Here is a 15,250-nt window from a genome sequence, read left to right as displayed (position 1 = left end):
TCAGTTCCCGGCTCAGCGTCGCAAACGTAACTTTCCACCTGCATGGTCGCTCGGACCGCATGCATGATCTCGGTGCTTCAGTAGACGTACCAGTCCCATACGGCTTCCTTCCACCCCAACAAAATAGCGTATTATCAAACACATAGCATTGACAGGAAGGCGCGGCCGCGTACCGTTCCTGGTTGCGGCAAAAGCACGTTTTTCGGTTCGAAGGGCGAAAGGGACTCATGGCGACCAGCGTACGTGATGCACGGATCGATATAGTCCGCGGGGTCGCGATCCTCACGATCGTGATCAACCACGTTACGCAGTCCATGCAGTTCTATGGGTTGGAGGGGGCACCGGTCCCTACGCCCACTGCCTACGGATACTCCTCGGCCGCCGAACTATTCGTAATTTTGTCCGGTTACATGGTCGGACTGGTGTATCTCAGCAAACCGGATCCGGAACGCAGATTGCTCCAGCGGGCCGGCACGCTGTACCTGTACAACTGGCTACTGCTGCTATGCGTCCTGCCATTCATTGTGCCTATGCAGCCCATAGAAGCAACATACTGGCGGGCGGAATCCCTGCTTGCTAACCCAATGTCAGCGTTGCTTGGTTTTGCGATGCTGGTGGACGCGCCAAGGTTGCTTGATATTCTGCACCTTTATATCATCCTTCTGCTTGCGGCCCCGGTTGCGGTTTTCCTATACAAACGGTCCGCGACGCTTATGCTAGGGGTGGCCGTAGCGATATATTTCCTGGCGCATGTGAACAAATCAGCGCAATTATGGGATGAGGCAGCAGTCTGGCACTTCAACCCTCTGGCATGGCAGTTGATCTTCTTCATGCCACTCGTACTCGGCGCGCAGCGCGCCCATGTCCGGCTGTTCAGCTTCTTCGAACGGCCGTCGGGTTGGAAGTGGACCGCCGCGCTAGGTGTTTTGGTCGGGTTGGCCGCCGCTGCCAAAGTAGTGGCTGCTCACCGCTACATACCGTTCTTCTGGCTTATGACTGACCGAGACAGCTTAGGCCCCGTCCGGATCGTTCACGCAGCCTTGCTTCTGGCTTTCTACGCCGGCCTGCTGGTGATGGCACAGCCTGTCATCCGCACTGCGCCCTTTCGCTTTTTGGCTGTCATCGGCCGGCACAGCCTCAACTGCTTCGCATTCGGCGTGTTCGCGACCTACGCGCTCACGATAGGGTGGGCCCGGCTCTCACTGGGATACGGCAGCTATATCCTGGCGATCGTGTTAGCCGCTGGTATGACCTTTGTCGCCGCCCTCATGTGGGACAGGTCGCGTTCTGCACCACGCCGCAAACCCGCCTGATCCAACCTGTCACCAGCCCGACCTTGTCCGGCACCTATTCGAACAACCTGGTCAGCAGAACGTCGTCGCGGTTTGCAGGTTTGGTCGCGAACTTGCTCCACGACGGTAGCTCTGGGTTGCTCACGGCGATCATGGCAGCCGTTTTCGTATTGACGGGCCGCCAGCGGACGTTGGCTTATTGCGGCACGCTATCGCGAGCCGAAACGCCGTGCCACGTTAGCCTGACAGAACCCGGCAGGATGCGAGACAACTGAATGAAACGCCTCACCCTTACCCGCTTCATGATCGAGGAACAGCGACGCTCCGGCGTTCTCAGACCTGAGTTGCGGCTCCTGATCGAGACAGTGGCGCGAGCCTGCAAGACCATCAGCCATGCTGTCGGCAAGGGAGCACTGGGGGAAGTTCTCGGCAGCCTCAGCAGCGAGAATGTGCAGGGGGAGGTCCAGAAGAAGCTGGATGTTATTGCCAACGAACTGCTGCTCGAAGCCAACGAGTGGGGCGGTCATCTGGCCGCGATGGCGTCCGAGGAAATGGAGACGATTCATCGTATACCCAACCGGTATCCCAAGGGCGAGTATCTGCTACTGTTCGATCCCATCGACGGCTCCAGCAACATCGACGTGGACCTTTCGGTAGGCACGATCTTCTCGGTGTTGAAGGCCCCCGCGGAGGCGTCGGGGCGGGATATTGTCGAACGGGACTTCATGCAACCGGGCATTAGCCAGGTCGCGGCTGGCTATGCGATCTATGGCCCGCAAACGATCCTGGTGCTCACACTTGGAACCGGCGTCTACGAGTTCACCCTCGACCGCGAGGTCGGCTCCTGGCGAATGACTGACGGCCCGATGCAGCTGCCTGCCGGTACTTGCGAATTCGCCATCAACATGGCGCGCCATGCGCAGTGGTCGCCTGCGGTTCGACGTTACATTGATGAGCGTCTCGCGGGTGCCAACGGGCCGTGTGGCAAGGAGTACAACATGCGCTGGACCGCCTCGATGGTCGCCGAGGTGCATCGGATACTGAAGCGTGGCGGCATCTTCCTCTACCCCGCCGATCACCGGACGGCAGGCAAAGCCCGCCTGCGTCTGATGTACGAGGCCAACCCGATGGCTTTCCTGATCGAGCAGGCAGGCGGGGCAGCTACCAACGGTGTGGATCGCATCCTGGATGTGCAGCCACAGGGACTGCACGAGCGGATCGGCGTTGTTCTTGGTGATCGCAGCGAGGTCGAAACGGTCACTTCCTATGGCAGCCATCGCGCCTGAACTTCCAAAGCAGCCTGTCTGCCCGCCGCGGCTTGCGCGGACAGTGACGTTCGCTTTTGTCGAAGGCACCGACGGCGTCCGTCGGTTCGTAAGCGGTGACTTGTTTGAGATCACCTTCGCGCTCTGCTCTTCGACCGGATCGTCCAAGCGCGGGTCGGGCACCATCGATGATGAGCAACTTTCCTCCCATCTGCCGCACTGCCGAAAGCTTGTTCGGGGGCCACAAGCTGGCGTTCAATAAAATGAACGAACTTCGGATGTTAGAGGCGAAAGGTGCCGCAAGTGCCCCCTTTCGAAGTATCTCCACCGGTTAGAATAACCGGACGCCTGCCGCGCGGAACTGTGCCTCTGCCACGTCCACTGTGGTCCCACCACGCACTGGCATTGCGATCGCTCGTGTATAGTCCGTCAAAATAGATGCTTCAAAGCCCTCACGCCGCGCATCGAGCGCCGACCAAGCAACGCAGAAATCATAAGCCAGCCCGACAAACACGCACCGATGAACCTGCTTGTCGCGTAGATAGCCAGCCAGCCCCGTTTTCGTTGCCTTGTCATTCTCGAAAAAGGCTGAATAGGAATCGACCTGTGCATTGTAGCCTTTACGGACGATCAGGTGCGCGCGGGTGATGGCGCCCTGCACGCCGGGATGGAACTCGGCGCCCGCCGTCCCCTGGACGCAGTGATCAGGCCACAGGACCTGCTCGCCATACGGCATCGTTACCGTCTTGAATGGCTGCCTGCCGGGATGGCTGCTTGCAAAAGACAGGTGGCCGGCCGGATGCCAGTCCTGCGTTACGACCACGTGCCGGAACCGCGGGGCGAGTATCTCGATACCGGCCATGATCTCGTTTCCACCCGTAACTGCCAGCCGGCCTCCGGGACAAAAGTCGATTTGCGGATCAACGATGATGAGAGCATCCGAACCCGTGATGGCTTCGTCCCCCGTGAACTGCTCAATACCCATCATCGTCTCCTGCAAAACTGACAGTTCGCGTTAAAAGCTGCCTGTACCAGTTACCAGCCTACCGACAGCTTCTCGGGGTGACGACCCAGCATCCGCCCGCCGTGTGCGAGGTTGTGTTTTCCGAACGGGGACCTTCGTTCAGCATCGCCCGACCTCGATCCCCTTCGCGCATGCAGAGTTGCGCACGGCCTGCCGCAGGGCCTATGCCGCCGGCGCTGCTCCAGATACGAACGTCGTACGGACGGGGGGCATCCAGCTCGTCCGCCGATGCACCCGGGCGTGGTTCCGTCGCAAATTCGACGATATGGGGGTGGAAACAAAACTGCCGACGCCAGTATCGGCACGCGATGCCGATAACCACGACGATCATGGACTCGACCACCGGCCAGCCTGTCCAGAAACATATTTCGGACGGATGCCGAAGCCATGCAAATCCTTCACGCTCCAGACGGGCGAGATGGTCAAGGAGGACCGCGTCGATATCGGCGAGCCGGCACCGGGAAAGTCGGTCACGCCAATCTCGGCATGGATCACGCCCAAGGGCTGACACCGACGCGTCATCGCTTCCCGAACCATGCGATCGGCGAACGCGACGCGGTTCGCCGAAGATGATCCTGTCACTCCGGCTGTCATAGAAATAGTCCGAAGCTTTCACGGACGCCCGACCGCCAAACTTGCTTCACACGTTCCGAATACTGGTTCATGCGGCCAGTCGACTGCTTCAATAACATCGATCAACCCCTTTGAACCGCTTCTGCCGAATGGCAGGTTCCGAGGGAGCAATCGCGGCAACAACACGTTCCGGCTTGATCGCAGGAGATTATCATGGTCGACGATAAAACAAAGCAAGGTCAACAGGATCGCAGCCGAGTTGCCGGCGGCGAGCCGTACGAGGTTGCGTATTTCGCTCAGAAGCACGGGATCACACAGGAGCAGGCGCGTGAACTGATTGCCCGCGTCGGCAATGATCGCGCCAAGTTGGACGAAGCAGCGGAACAGCAAACCGGCAAGAAGAACGCCCGATAGAGCGTAGCGATCGGCTTTGGGCCGTAAGCGTCCGGGCAGGATGGTTCGAACACGTTCTACGACGATGATGGTTCGAACACGTTCTACGACGATGCGGTGATCGCGGATTTCGCGACCTTCCCGCAGCGATGGTCGCGGCGCGTACCGGATTCGGATGGACCCCGAAGGCGGCATTTACGATGGCTTGGCTGGTTTCTTGGAAGCACGCGGTCGTCCGCGTCGCGTCGACAAGATCAAGGCGAACCTTTGTCACCAGTTATGGTTGAGTGCCGATGATCCGAATGCTGACATCATTCCGTTCGTGAGCGTGTTTTTCACCGCCGATACGCATTTCGGCGATCACCGCACCATCAACATCGCGCGGCGGCCATTTGCCAACGCCGCCGCCATGGATGAGGAATTGGTCGAGCGCTGGAATGCCGTCGTTGGCATCGGCGACACGGTGTGGCACCTTGGCGACGTGGCGCGCCGACCTGCCGACGTGGCCGGGTTGCTCGCGCGGCTGAACGGCACCAAGCACCTTCTGCGCGGGAATAACGACCCGGATGCGACGCTCGCTGCGGACGGCTGGGCCAGCACCGGAGATTACGCGGAGGTCGAGGTGGACGACCGACGCCTTGTCCTGTGCCACTACCCCTTCCGAAGCTGGAATGGGCAGCATCGCGGCGCCCTGAACCTGCACGGCCATAGCCATGGCAGGCTCAAACCGATGCCGCGCCAGTTCGACGTGGGCGTGGACGTTCACAACTTTTCGCCGGTCCTGCTGGAAAACCTGTTCGAATCGTCGTGATGGACATTCTCCGAAGATCGCAAGGCAGCCGGACAGGACTCAGGACCGGTCGAATGACGATACTGCCAGCGACAGCCCGACCGGTCGTCGCGAGGCAATGATCGACTTCGCGATCGCGCCGGTCACGACACCCCCGATCGGTTAGCGCCGTTCCGGTGTAGACGTTGCCGGTGATCGCGACGCCACCTGATTGCCGGTATGGCTCACGCGCCAGACAGTGTTGCCCACGTCGTCCGCGACCAGCAACGCGCCGGTCCGGTCGACCGTTACCCCGACGGGGCGGCCGTGCGCCTTTCCGTCCTTGAGGAAGCCCGTCACGAAGTCCTGCGGAATGCCGGTGGGGCGCCCACCGCGGAACGCGATGAACGCGACCTTGTAGCCATGCGGATCGGTGCGGTTCCAACTGCCGTGCTCGCCGACGAACGCGCCGCCGCGAAAACGATCCGGGAAGCTCGCACCCGTATAGAAGGTCAGCCCAAGTGCCGCGACGTGCGAACCCAGTGCATAGTCGGGCCGGATTGCGCGGGCGACTAGTTCGGGATGCTGTGGCCGCACACGCGGGTCCACATGCTGACCATAATAGCTGTAGGGCCAGCCATAGAAGCCGCCCGGCCGAACCGACGTCATGTAATCGGGGACGAGATCGGGGCCAAGCTCGTCACGCTCGTTGACCACCGTCCACAAGGTATTCGATCCCGGGTAGAAGGTAAGGCCGTTGGGGTTGCGCAGGCCGGTCGCGAACGTCTTCATCAGGCCGGTTCGCGGGTCCACTTCGTGGATCGCCGCCCGGTCGCGTTCGGCATCGGACCCGCGTTCCATCGCATTGCTGTTCGAACCGACGCTGACGAAAAACCGCGACCCGTCCGGGCTTGCCGTCAGGCTCTTGGTCCAGTGATGGTTGATCGAGCCGGCGGGCAGGTCGACCAGCTTTACGCCCGATGCGGTTATCCGCGTATCGCCCGGCGTGAACGGATACCGGACGATCGCGTCGGTATTCGCAACGAACAGATAGCCATCGAGCACGGCTATCCCGAACGGCGCGTTCAGTTTGTCGACCAGCACGGATCGGAGTTCGGGCCGCCCGTCGCCGTTCGCGTCCCGGATCAGCGTGATGCGGTTGCTGGCCGACGGTGCCTGCCCGCTCTCGGTCTGCGAATGCGCCCGCGACATGATCCAGTCCCGGATCGGATCCTTGGGCCGTTGCACCGGTTCACCACCCTCGTTGCGGGACTCGACGATCAGAATGTCGCCATTGGGCAGCGCCAGCACGTTCCGCGGATTGGACAATCCCTGTGCGACCGCGGCGATCCGGAACCCGGCAGGGACCGTCGGCGTCTCGCCAGGCTGCCAGCCGACTGTCTCGAACACGCCGACATCGGCCACGAGTTGCTCGTGCGGCGGGGGCAGTACTGGATCGGCTCCATATTGGCTGTTCGGATCGATCGCCTGATCGCTGCCGCAAGCAGCAAGCGACAGCAGGCAGACGGTCGCGACCAAGGTGCGGCTCATGATACGATCTCCATCGAACGGCGATACGCGGATTGCCATGCCCATCCGGCCAACAACCCCAGCACCGACGCGACGATGGAAAGCGACAGCCCCGCCGGCACCACGGCGGTCCACCCGTCGCGTGCATGGATGAACGAGTTGAAGACCTCGACTACCCATGCCGCGAGCAGCAGGAGGAAGTGTGGCAAGAGCGCGCGCCGATCCTTCGCACGGACCAGTTCGACGATCAGCAACACGCCCGCGACCCCGCCCCCGATCAGGCCGGCGAGGAGGAGCCACGACGAGAAGTCGAGCCACATCATCTCGGCGCTGGCAATGTAGGCGAGGTCGGTAATCAACGCGCCGACGAAGCAGACGATCGGAACTGGCAAAAGTGCCGGATACAGCGGATGCGCCCTGTGCCCGACCAGTCTGATCGGGGCCGGATTAACGCTCTTGGCCATTATCTGCGTCCCTCACCGTACCGTTCCCCGAAGTACGAGCGGTGATGACGACAGTTCCGGGAACGGGCTGACCTTAATATGTTAGCATGCTAACATACTTTGTGGGCTGACGTGCGATGCGCAGTTCGGGCACAGGCGCGCCGCACGTCCGGCTGGCAGGTTTGCCGGTTCGTCGGACGGGAACGACAAGTGCGCACCTTCTCGAACATCGCTCGTGCGCCGGCCGCGTCGGTCGCGCCCACTCCGATCGATCCCAAGCCTCCCGACCCGGATACCGCTGCCGCCAGCGGAGGTGTGGCGACGCCTGCCATCGGCGCCTGGATCAGGGGCACCGAGAGTTCGAGCCGATCGATGAGAGACATACTTTTGCGGGATCCCGTCGTGATCGATTGTCCGCTTATGACTACGCCAGCGCATTAAATGAATGACGCCAGTTGGCCGGACGCAGATACCGTACCCTCCAACCGCTTCGACCCAGAAGCGGTCATTCCATTCAGCTCACGCTTTCCGGTTAGCGGACGTCCGCTCATCAAAATACGCGGGGCGTTGACGCGCGCGTGGGTTGCGCAATGATGCGGCATGGTGGTCGATCAACGCCGAGCAAACGCGAGTCTAAGGCGCATCGTACGCTCCTTTGCGGAGCGGCATGCGCAGCTTGGCGCAGACGTTGTGACGTCGCCGTTACCGGCGAGACCAGATCAGTTCATCGAATTCTATCTGCAGAACCGGTACTGGGTATCCCACGATGATGGCGCGCCGTCAGCGGCACCTCCTGTCGTGGTTGTCGGCCCTCAGAGCTATCGGCGAACTCGTCTTATCCTGTCCGGCAACCTTCACGTTTTCACGATCCGGTTTCAGCCTGGCGGCTTCAACGCCCTTTTTGGCATTCCGATGACCACGTTGGTCAATGAAGGCGTCGCGATCGAAGACGTGATCGGCGAAGCCGCCACCGGGCTCCGCGACGGGGTCATGCTGGCGAGCGATTTTGACGGGCGCGTAAGAGCTGCAGAACATTGGTTGATACGCAAACTTGACCTGTCGTCGCCCGTCGATCTGATAGCGCATTCCGCTGCGGCGTTGCAGCGTGCAGGGGGACAGTTGAGCATTCGTGCTCTGGCTCGCCGGGCCGAACTCAGCGATCGACAGTTCACCCGCAGGTTCGAACAGCAGGTCGGCCTGACGCCGAAGCTGTTCGCGCGAACCGTACGCCTCAATGCCGTGCTCGAAGCAAAGGTTCGCCTTCCATTTAAAACCTGGACGGAATTGGTCCATCAAGCAGGCTACGCCGATCAGGCCCATTTCGTGCGTGATTGCCGCGCATTAGCCGGAAACGCTCCGGCCAGTTTCTTCGCGGAATGGTTACAGGGGCGATGACGCTTTTGTTCAATCGCCGCCATCGCACCGTAGCTAACCCGGTCGCGGCGATCGAGGAAGCGACATGGACCGGCGACATACGATATTGGGGCTTCTTGCGGTAGGACCATTGATGAGCAGTGAGGCGAATGCAGCGATGCAGAGTAGTAACTCCGACAGGGTGCGGCAATTGGTAGATCGATACGCCGCTGCCTGGAACGCCTCAGACATGGACGCGATGGCCAAACTGTACGTTGAAGATGTGCATTGGGTGAACATCGTTGGCATGCACTGGCAGGGCAAGGCGCAGGTCGACCGTGCGCATCGCGCCTACTTCGACATCATGTTCAGGGGCGTGCCTTTGACGCTCGAAACCGTTGAGTCCGTTGTTGTACTTTCCGAAGACACCGTGGTGGCCGTCATTCGGTGGTCAGTAGGGGCGTTCAAAACCCCCTTTGGCGAGCAGATGCCGCCAAGCCGCGACCGCATGTCACTCGTCCTCGTCCCGAAGGGCGACGGACTCGTGATAGCACATGGCTCGAACGTTCAGATCAACGAGTTAGCGCAACGCTCTGACCCGATCGGACAAAAGCGCGATAGCTGAGGTTTAATCGGAAGCGAAAAATGGCTGCGGCGGATTATCTAGCGATTCACAGGGTGAATGCACGGGTCGGGATACGTCATGGTCGCCCATCATCGGTGACGGGCGCTATGCCGTCCTCAAGCCCGACCCTTATCCTCGGCCGCTCAATCGTCTATGGCGGCGACGACCCGAGCGGGTTCGAGCAGAATATGGCGACGATCATGCCGCGCTGGACCGCCTACGAGATGCGACTGATGGCGGAACGCTATATCAGCGACGGCATGATCTGCGACGATGGCGATCGCGAGCGGCTCGCCACGATGTCCGGTCGCTTGCTGCATCGCAAGCGCGAAGCCGCGGTCGGACGGACGGCATGACCGCTACAGGAGCGTGCCGGCTACACCACCGGCACGCCCCTGCCCTCACATATCCGCCGCGGTCGGACGGACGATGATCTCGTTGATGTCGACGCCCTCGGGCTGCTCCAGCGCATAGCGGACGGCCCGCGCGATCGCGTCCGGCGTCAATGCCTTCTTCCGCCATCCCGTCAACGCCGCCGCCACGTCGGGATCGGTGATGTCGTGTCCCAATTCGGTGGCGACCACGCCCGGCGAGATCAGCGTCGAGCGGATCTCGTCATGCTCCTGCCGCAACCCCTCGGTGATCGCGCGCACCGCATGCTTGGTGCCGCAATAGACGGCAGCGGTGGGCATGACCATGTGCGCGGCGACCGAGGCGACGTTGACGACATGGCCGCCCTGCTGCGCCACGAGCCGCGGCAGGACCGCCGCGATGCCGTTGAGGACACCGTGGATGTTGACGTCGACCATCCGCTTCCACTCGTCGCGCTTGAGCGCCGCGAGCGGTGACAGCGGCATCACACCCGCATTGTTGACCAGCACGTCGACGCGCCCGAACCGCGCTTCGGCGGCCTCGACGAACGCGTCGAAGTCGGCGCCATCGGTGACGTCGAGTTCTCGCCAGGCGACGGTCTCGCCCAATTCTTCCGCCAGCGCCTTCAAACGCTCTCCGCGGCGCGCGCCGATGAAAAGCCGGGCACCGGCCTTGGCCAGTTCGCGTGCGGTTGCATCCCCGATCCCGCTCGAGGCGCCGGTGATGAGGACAACCTTGTCGATGCTTCCAGCCATGATGCAGTCCTTTCGTTGCAGTGACGGCAGACAGATGCTCCCACGGCCCCGCCGGACGGTAGAGCGATCGTCCGAATGCCTTGCACGATCCTCCAGAATCGAAGCCGCACGCTTGCCTGCAGCGCTCGGCTGCGGAAGGATGCTGGGCATGGACCGGATCGCAGAACTCGCCACCGTCATCGATCGGCATGTCGCAGGCACAGGCATATGCACTACGGCAATGCCGCATGTGTCGCTGATCCGGGCCGACGCGCCGAGCACCCCCACGCCTGCCGTCTACGAGGCCTCGCTTTGCCTGATCGCCCAGGGATCGAAGCGCGTGTCGATCGGCGAGCACAGCGTCGTCTATGATGCCGCCCATTATCTTCTGGTCTCGGTCGACCTGCCGCTCGTCGGCCATGTCATCGATGCCAGCCCCGAGCGGCCCTATCTCTGTTGCAAGATCGATCTCGATCCCGCGATGCTGGCCGACCTCATGGTCAGCGAGGGCGGCGCGGTGCCCCGCACCGACCTGCCGGTGCTCGGCGTCTACCCAAGCGATCCCGACCTGATCGACGCAGCGTGCCGGCTGGTCGGACTGCTCGACCGGCCCGAGACGATCCGCGCGCTGGCGCCGCTGATCGAGCGCGAGATCCTGTACCGTCTGCTCACCGGTCCGCACGGGCCGATGCTGCGCCACGTCGCGACCGTTGGCAGCCATCTCAATCAGGTCAGCCGCGCGATCGCCGCGATCCGCCGCCGTTTCGATGCGCCGATCTGCATTGACGACGTCGCGGCCGAGGCCGGCATGAGCCCCTCCTCGCTCCACGCGCACTTCAAGGCGATCACGCGCATGACGCCGCTCGGATATCAGAAGCAGTTGCGGTTGCAGGAGGCCAGGCGCCTGATGCTGATGGGGGGCGCCACGGCGAGCACGGCAGGCTTCGCGGTCGGGTATGAGAGCCCGTCGCAATTCAGCCGCGAATACCGCCGGCTATTCGGCGCACCGCCGCGGACCGATATCGAAAGGCTCCACGCCGCGCCCACGGCGGCTATGGCGCTCTGACGACGGTCTGAAACGTAGTGATCCTATGAGATTTGGGATCGCCCGACGCTAACGCAAAGACCCAATCCCGGCCATCACACGGCCCCTTCCGATGACCAAAACCTGCCGCTTGTTCAGGTGAGCGGACCGACCGCTTGGGCGGGCCCAGCTAGGGTCAGGACTCATTGGCCATAGTCAAAAGATGACGGTGGCAGCGAGGACGATGGCGGAGAAGAAGACCGTGGGGCATCGGTCGTAGCGGGTGGCGATGCGACGCCAGTCTTCAGGCGGCCGAACATGATCTCGATGCGGCTGCGGCGCCGGTAGCGGCGCTTGTCGTACCGGACCGGCTCGTTGCGCGATCTGCGCCCTAGGGTGCAGGGCTGGATGCCCTTGGCTTCCAGGGCGTCCCTGAACCAGTCGGCGTCATAACCACGGTCGCCAAGCAGCCACTGTGCTTTCGGCAGATCGTCGAGCAAGGCTGCCGCGGCGCTGTAGTCGCTGACCTGCCCAGCGGTCATGAAGAAGCTCAAGGGCCGCCCATCCGCATCGCTGACGGCGTGCAGTTTAGTGTTCATGCCGCCTTTCGTGCGGCCGATCAGGCGACCGAGATCCCCTTTTTAACCCGCAGGCTCGATGCCGTGCGGTGTGCCTTCAGGTAGGTCGCGTCGATCATGGCTGCCTTCAGCACGGCCTCCGCTGCTGCAATACCCTCCATCATACGGAGGAGAACGCCCCGTTCACCCCAGCGCTTCCACCGGTTGTACAGCGTCTTGTGCGGACCATACGCGCTCGGTGCATCACACCAGCGGAGTCCGTTGCGATTGACGAAGACGATGCCACTCAACGCCCGCCGGTCATCGACCCGAGACTTGCCATGGCTCTTGGGGAAGTACGGCTGCAGGCGCGCCATCTGCTCATTCGTAAGCCAGTACAGGTCGCTCATCCACGGTCTCCTTACGGAGCCTGAATCAGACCGCGCCTCTCACATCGATGGGTCCTGACCCTAAGCGCGACAGCCCTACCTTGCGTTAACTCATCGAGAATCAAACATCATTCATCGTATGAATTTTATTGACTCGGGTCATCATACGACCGACGCTTGTGACCAGATTTGACCGAAGCGTCATACTGGTTGGAGAGGACATGATGTCACATGAAGTCGGCTTGCTCGTCGGGGTGACGATGTTGTTCGTTCCTTGCGTCGCAGAGGCGCAGGAAACGCCGCCGCGCCAGGCCGGTACAGCTGAGGCGGCTGTTACGGACCAAAGCGGAACCCAGGATGCAGCAGAAACGGAAATTGTCGTTACAGGTATCCGATCAACTCTTGAGAACGCCGCGCGCATCAAGCGCGACTCTGCCCAAGTAGTCGACTCAATCGTCGCTGAGGATATTGGCAAGCTGCCGGATACCAACGTTGCAGAAACGCTGCAGCGCATTCCGGGCGTTCAGGTCGCGCGTAATACGCGTGGTGAGGGTAACCAGTACACGATCCGCGGCTTCGGCGTTCAGCAGATCCTTACCACGGTGAATGGACGCCAGCTTTTCAGCGTTACCAATCGTGCGGCCACATTACTCGACTTCTCCTCTGACATCCTGAACGGTCTTGACGTCTACAAGACGGCAACCGCCGACCAGCTTGAAGGTGGTTTGGGGGGCATCGTCAACTTGCGCACGGCGCGTCCACTCGATTTCAACGGTCCTCGTGTCGCGGGCTCGGTCTCCGGCATCTACAGCGACATGCACACTTCGATCACGCCCCGCCTGTCGGGCATCGCCAGCAATCGCTGGACGACTGCGATCGGTGAGTTCGGCCTTCTGGTCGGTGGGCAATGGGAACAGGTCAATTCGGGCGGGCACCAGACCAACGCCAACATCTACTCGAACCGCCAGGACCTGTACGATTATGACGGTGACGGGGTGTTCCCGGGGGACAGCGGCGACATCATTAGTGCGCCGACACAGATCCGCTCACGCTACGAGCAGGGCGAGCGCATCCGCGCATCCTTCTATGCCTCCGCACAGTGGCGGCCGAACCCCGATCTGACCTTTTATATGGATGGGTTCTACACCTTTTCCGGCGGATTTTCGAACACCCAGTCGCTGACCGTACGAACCGCGGCGGCGGATGGCGCGAGCGCGGCAGGGCCGTTCGAGTTCAAAGACGGGTCCAACGTGCCCGGGGTGGCAACCTATCGCAACGCCTCGGTCCAGTCCGTTACGGGGGCGAGCGAGAACCCCTACCGCAACTATCACTTCGCGGTCGGAGGCAAATACGATGCCGGCTCGCTGATGTTGAGCGGCGAATTCACCTATACGGAAAGTGCCGGCCCGTTCCGCCAGCGAGACCTGACGCTTCAGGCGCGGGCGCCTGGCGCGACCATCGATCTGACGAAGAACAAGGCAGATGCGAGCCTCGCCGGGCTCGATGCGACCAACCCCGCTGCTTACAGCTATATCGGCCTGTTCGATCTGGTGCAGGACTCGTTGGGCAAGGAACCGGCGTTCCGCGCGGATCTGACCTACTCGTTCGACGATAGCCCGCTGCGCTCGGTACAGGCGGGAATCCGGTATTCGGATCACAAAGCGATCCAGAACACGATCAGCCGCAGTTACAATGCCAGCAATAGCGGACTTATTCGGCCACTTGCCGGCGTCAGTCAGCTCACCGACGACAATCTGTTCCACGGTCGTGACAGCTCGCTCAACCAGTGGCTGGCGATCGATCGCGATTACGTCAAGAATCGGGGCCTGACCCGTGCGCTGGTCGGCGTCCCGCTCGTTGATCTCGCCTTCGATCCATACAGCTTCTACGATTATACGGAGAAGGTGTACGCGGGATACGTCCAGGCGAACTTCGACTTCGAACTTGGCCTGCCCATCGACGGCAATCTTGGCCTGCGCGCGGTCAAAACCGAGGGAACCCAGCAAGTGTTCCAGCGGTCGCCAGCCGGACCGGAAGCAGTGACCGGCGACAGCTCTTACACAAACTATCTACCCAGCGTGAACCTGCGTGCGAAGTTCACCCCGAACTTCTTTCTTCGTCTCGCCTTTTCCAAGGGCATCAACCGGCCGCAGTATAATCAGCTGTCGCCGGCACTGATTCTCAACCCGATCACCGGCGGTGGTCCCGCCACCGGCAGCGGTAACAACCCTGACCTTCAGCCGGTCCAGGCCGACCAATATGACGTGTCGCTGGAATATTACTTCGGTCGGGCGAACTACATCGCGCTCGCCGGATTTCGGAAGGACATCACCGGCTTCGTACAGACCTTTGCGGAGTCAGAGACCTACAACGGCATCGAATATCTGGTCACGCGACCGCGCAACTCGCCGGGCGTCGGAAAGACGCAGGGCATCGAGGTCAGCTATCAACACTTTTTCGATTTCCTGCCGGGCCTTTTGAACGGCCTGGGCTTTCGCGGCTATTACACCTATCTCGACAGCGCGATCCCGGTGCTCGGCAATTCGCAATTGCTTCCGGCCACTGGCTTGTCGAAGCACAGCTACAGTCTGACCGGCATCTACGAAAAGGGTCCGTTGTCGATGAATGCGTCGTACAACTGGCGGTCGGAGTATATATCACAGCGTACGTCGGGTGACCCCGCACAGCGGCCGGTCAATGTCGCACCGCTGAAAAGCCTCGACTTCGCCCTCAGCTATGCAGTGAATGAGAATGTCTCTTTCCGGCTGGATGTGGTGAACCTGCTCTACACAGCGCAGGAACAATATTACGGCGATCCGTTGCGCCCGAATCTGTTCAATCAGCTGGATCAAACGGTTCAGGCCGGTGTCAGCTTCCGCTTATGATCAGTCGAGAGCGGTAGATTCA

Annotated in this window: 14 protein-coding genes and 2 pseudogenes; 10 read left to right on the top strand and 6 right to left on the bottom strand. The window is 61.4% G+C overall.

Translation table 11 applies throughout. From position 1 onward, the window contains the following. The first annotated feature begins 227 nt into the window (after positions 1-227). Together opgC and IFT55_RS15600 are read left to right on the top strand one after the other, a co-directional pair. On the top strand, positions 228-1,313 hold the full coding sequence (gene opgC, locus IFT55_RS15605; protein WP_192093275.1) for an OpgC domain-containing protein: 1,086 nt from the start codon (positions 228-230) through the stop codon (positions 1,311-1,313). Between the two features lie 254 nt (positions 1,314-1,567). Beyond that, complete coding sequence (locus IFT55_RS15600; protein ID WP_192093274.1) at positions 1,568-2,578, top strand: class 1 fructose-bisphosphatase; 1,011 nt, start codon at positions 1,568-1,570, stop codon at positions 2,576-2,578. Between the two features lie 310 nt (positions 2,579-2,888). On the opposite strand, the gene IFT55_RS15595 is transcribed toward IFT55_RS15600, so the two are convergent. Then, positions 2,889-3,545 (bottom strand): nicotinamidase, encoded by a 657-nt coding sequence (locus IFT55_RS15595; RefSeq protein WP_249403866.1) that lies wholly within the window; start codon positions 3,543-3,545, stop codon positions 2,889-2,891. A gap of 307 nt (positions 3,546-3,852) precedes the next feature. On the opposite strand from IFT55_RS15595, the gene IFT55_RS15590 reads away from it, so the two are divergent. The 3 genes from IFT55_RS15590 to IFT55_RS15580 all read left to right on the top strand — a co-directional run bounded on the left by IFT55_RS15590 (position 3,853) and on the right by IFT55_RS15580 (position 5,358). Further along, complete coding sequence (locus tag IFT55_RS15590; RefSeq protein ID WP_342029330.1) at positions 3,853-4,089, top strand: hypothetical protein; 237 nt, start codon at positions 3,853-3,855, stop codon at positions 4,087-4,089. 278 nt (positions 4,090-4,367) lie between these two features. Beyond that, positions 4,368-4,568 (top strand): DUF3606 domain-containing protein, encoded by a 201-nt coding sequence (locus tag IFT55_RS15585; protein ID WP_192093273.1) that lies wholly within the window; start codon positions 4,368-4,370, stop codon positions 4,566-4,568. Between the two features lie 154 nt (positions 4,569-4,722). Next, on the top strand, positions 4,723-5,358 hold the full coding sequence (locus IFT55_RS15580; RefSeq protein ID WP_197976492.1) for a metallophosphoesterase family protein: 636 nt from the start codon (positions 4,723-4,725) through the stop codon (positions 5,356-5,358). A gap of 141 nt (positions 5,359-5,499) precedes the next feature. On the opposite strand, the gene IFT55_RS15575 is transcribed toward IFT55_RS15580, so the two are convergent. The 3 genes and pseudogenes from IFT55_RS15575 to IFT55_RS17490 all read right to left on the bottom strand — a co-directional run. Further along, positions 5,500-6,867 carry a PQQ-dependent sugar dehydrogenase gene (locus IFT55_RS15575; RefSeq protein WP_192093272.1) on the bottom strand — a complete coding sequence of 456 codons (1,368 nt, stop codon included), beginning with the start codon at positions 6,865-6,867 and terminating at the stop codon, positions 5,500-5,502. Beyond that, positions 6,864-7,310: a DUF2231 domain-containing protein gene (locus IFT55_RS15570; RefSeq protein ID WP_192093271.1), complete on the bottom strand. Its 447-nt coding sequence runs from the start codon at positions 7,308-7,310 to the stop codon at positions 6,864-6,866. Before IFT55_RS15570 ends, IFT55_RS15575 begins: the two co-directional genes overlap by 4 nt. Positions 7,311-7,477: 167 nt before the next feature. After that, positions 7,478-7,672, bottom strand: a pseudogene (locus IFT55_RS17490) (nitronate monooxygenase); the annotation flags it as partial. Between the two features lie 217 nt (positions 7,673-7,889). Here IFT55_RS17490 and IFT55_RS15560 point away from each other — a divergent pair. From IFT55_RS15560 to IFT55_RS15550, 3 genes are all read left to right on the top strand, one after another. Then, positions 7,890-8,684 (top strand): helix-turn-helix domain-containing protein, encoded by a 795-nt coding sequence (locus tag IFT55_RS15560; protein ID WP_192093269.1) that lies wholly within the window; start codon positions 7,890-7,892, stop codon positions 8,682-8,684. A gap of 112 nt (positions 8,685-8,796) precedes the next feature. Beyond that, positions 8,797-9,267 carry an SgcJ/EcaC family oxidoreductase gene (locus IFT55_RS15555; RefSeq protein WP_192093268.1) on the top strand — a complete coding sequence of 157 codons (471 nt, stop codon included), beginning with the start codon at positions 8,797-8,799 and terminating at the stop codon, positions 9,265-9,267. A 20-nt stretch (positions 9,268-9,287) separates the two neighbouring features. Then, positions 9,288-9,623: an NmrA family transcriptional regulator gene (locus IFT55_RS15550; RefSeq protein WP_192093267.1), complete on the top strand. Its 336-nt coding sequence runs from the start codon at positions 9,288-9,290 to the stop codon at positions 9,621-9,623. 45 nt (positions 9,624-9,668) lie between these two features. Here the strand turns inward: IFT55_RS15550 and IFT55_RS15545 are convergent, their stop codons facing one another. Further along, positions 9,669-10,394, bottom strand: coding sequence for an SDR family oxidoreductase (locus IFT55_RS15545; protein ID WP_192093266.1), 726 nt, complete (start codon positions 10,392-10,394; stop codon positions 9,669-9,671). Between the two features lie 148 nt (positions 10,395-10,542). Between IFT55_RS15545 and IFT55_RS15540 the strand changes: the two genes are divergently transcribed. After that, positions 10,543-11,439 carry an AraC family transcriptional regulator gene (locus tag IFT55_RS15540; RefSeq protein WP_192093265.1) on the top strand — a complete coding sequence of 299 codons (897 nt, stop codon included), beginning with the start codon at positions 10,543-10,545 and terminating at the stop codon, positions 11,437-11,439. Between the two features lie 174 nt (positions 11,440-11,613). On the opposite strand, the pseudogene IFT55_RS15535 reads toward IFT55_RS15540, so the two are convergent. Next, positions 11,614-12,364: pseudogene (locus tag IFT55_RS15535) on the bottom strand (IS5 family transposase). Positions 12,365-12,564: 200 nt separating this feature from the next. Here IFT55_RS15535 and IFT55_RS15530 point away from each other — a divergent pair. Next, the gene (locus tag IFT55_RS15530) at positions 12,565-15,228 is read left to right on the top strand and encodes a TonB-dependent receptor (RefSeq protein ID WP_192093264.1); all 2,664 of its coding nucleotides are present in this window, start codon (positions 12,565-12,567) and stop codon (positions 15,226-15,228) included. Positions 15,229-15,250 lie beyond the last annotated feature (22 nt).

Source organism: Sphingomonas sp. CFBP 13720, assembly GCF_014842075.1.
Taxonomy (GTDB): domain Bacteria; phylum Pseudomonadota; class Alphaproteobacteria; order Sphingomonadales; family Sphingomonadaceae; genus Sphingomonas.
Note: the sequence above shows the minus strand (reverse complement) of the source record. Positions and strands in the feature narration are given on the sequence as shown.

Coding starts and splice junctions, on each gene's coding strand:
- opgC (WP_192093275.1), top strand. CDS start 228: ATGGCGACCAGCGTACGTGATGCACGGATCGATATAGTCCGCGGGGTC.
- IFT55_RS15600 (WP_192093274.1), top strand. CDS start 1,568: ATGAAACGCCTCACCCTTACCCGCTTCATGATCGAGGAACAGCGACGC.
- IFT55_RS15595 (WP_249403866.1), bottom strand. CDS start 3,545: ATGATGGGTATTGAGCAGTTCACGGGGGACGAAGCCATCACGGGTTCG.
- IFT55_RS15585 (WP_192093273.1), top strand. CDS start 4,368: ATGGTCGACGATAAAACAAAGCAAGGTCAACAGGATCGCAGCCGAGTT.
- IFT55_RS15580 (WP_197976492.1), top strand. CDS start 4,723: ATGGACCCCGAAGGCGGCATTTACGATGGCTTGGCTGGTTTCTTGGAA.
- IFT55_RS15575 (WP_192093272.1), bottom strand. CDS start 6,867: ATGAGCCGCACCTTGGTCGCGACCGTCTGCCTGCTGTCGCTTGCTGCT.
- IFT55_RS15570 (WP_192093271.1), bottom strand. CDS start 7,310: ATGGCCAAGAGCGTTAATCCGGCCCCGATCAGACTGGTCGGGCACAGG.
- IFT55_RS15560 (WP_192093269.1), top strand. CDS start 7,890: ATGGTGGTCGATCAACGCCGAGCAAACGCGAGTCTAAGGCGCATCGTA.
- IFT55_RS15555 (WP_192093268.1), top strand. CDS start 8,797: ATGAGCAGTGAGGCGAATGCAGCGATGCAGAGTAGTAACTCCGACAGG.
- IFT55_RS15550 (WP_192093267.1), top strand. CDS start 9,288: ATGGCTGCGGCGGATTATCTAGCGATTCACAGGGTGAATGCACGGGTC.
- IFT55_RS15545 (WP_192093266.1), bottom strand. CDS start 10,394: ATGGCTGGAAGCATCGACAAGGTTGTCCTCATCACCGGCGCCTCGAGC.
- IFT55_RS15540 (WP_192093265.1), top strand. CDS start 10,543: ATGGACCGGATCGCAGAACTCGCCACCGTCATCGATCGGCATGTCGCA.
- IFT55_RS15530 (WP_192093264.1), top strand. CDS start 12,565: ATGATGTCACATGAAGTCGGCTTGCTCGTCGGGGTGACGATGTTGTTC.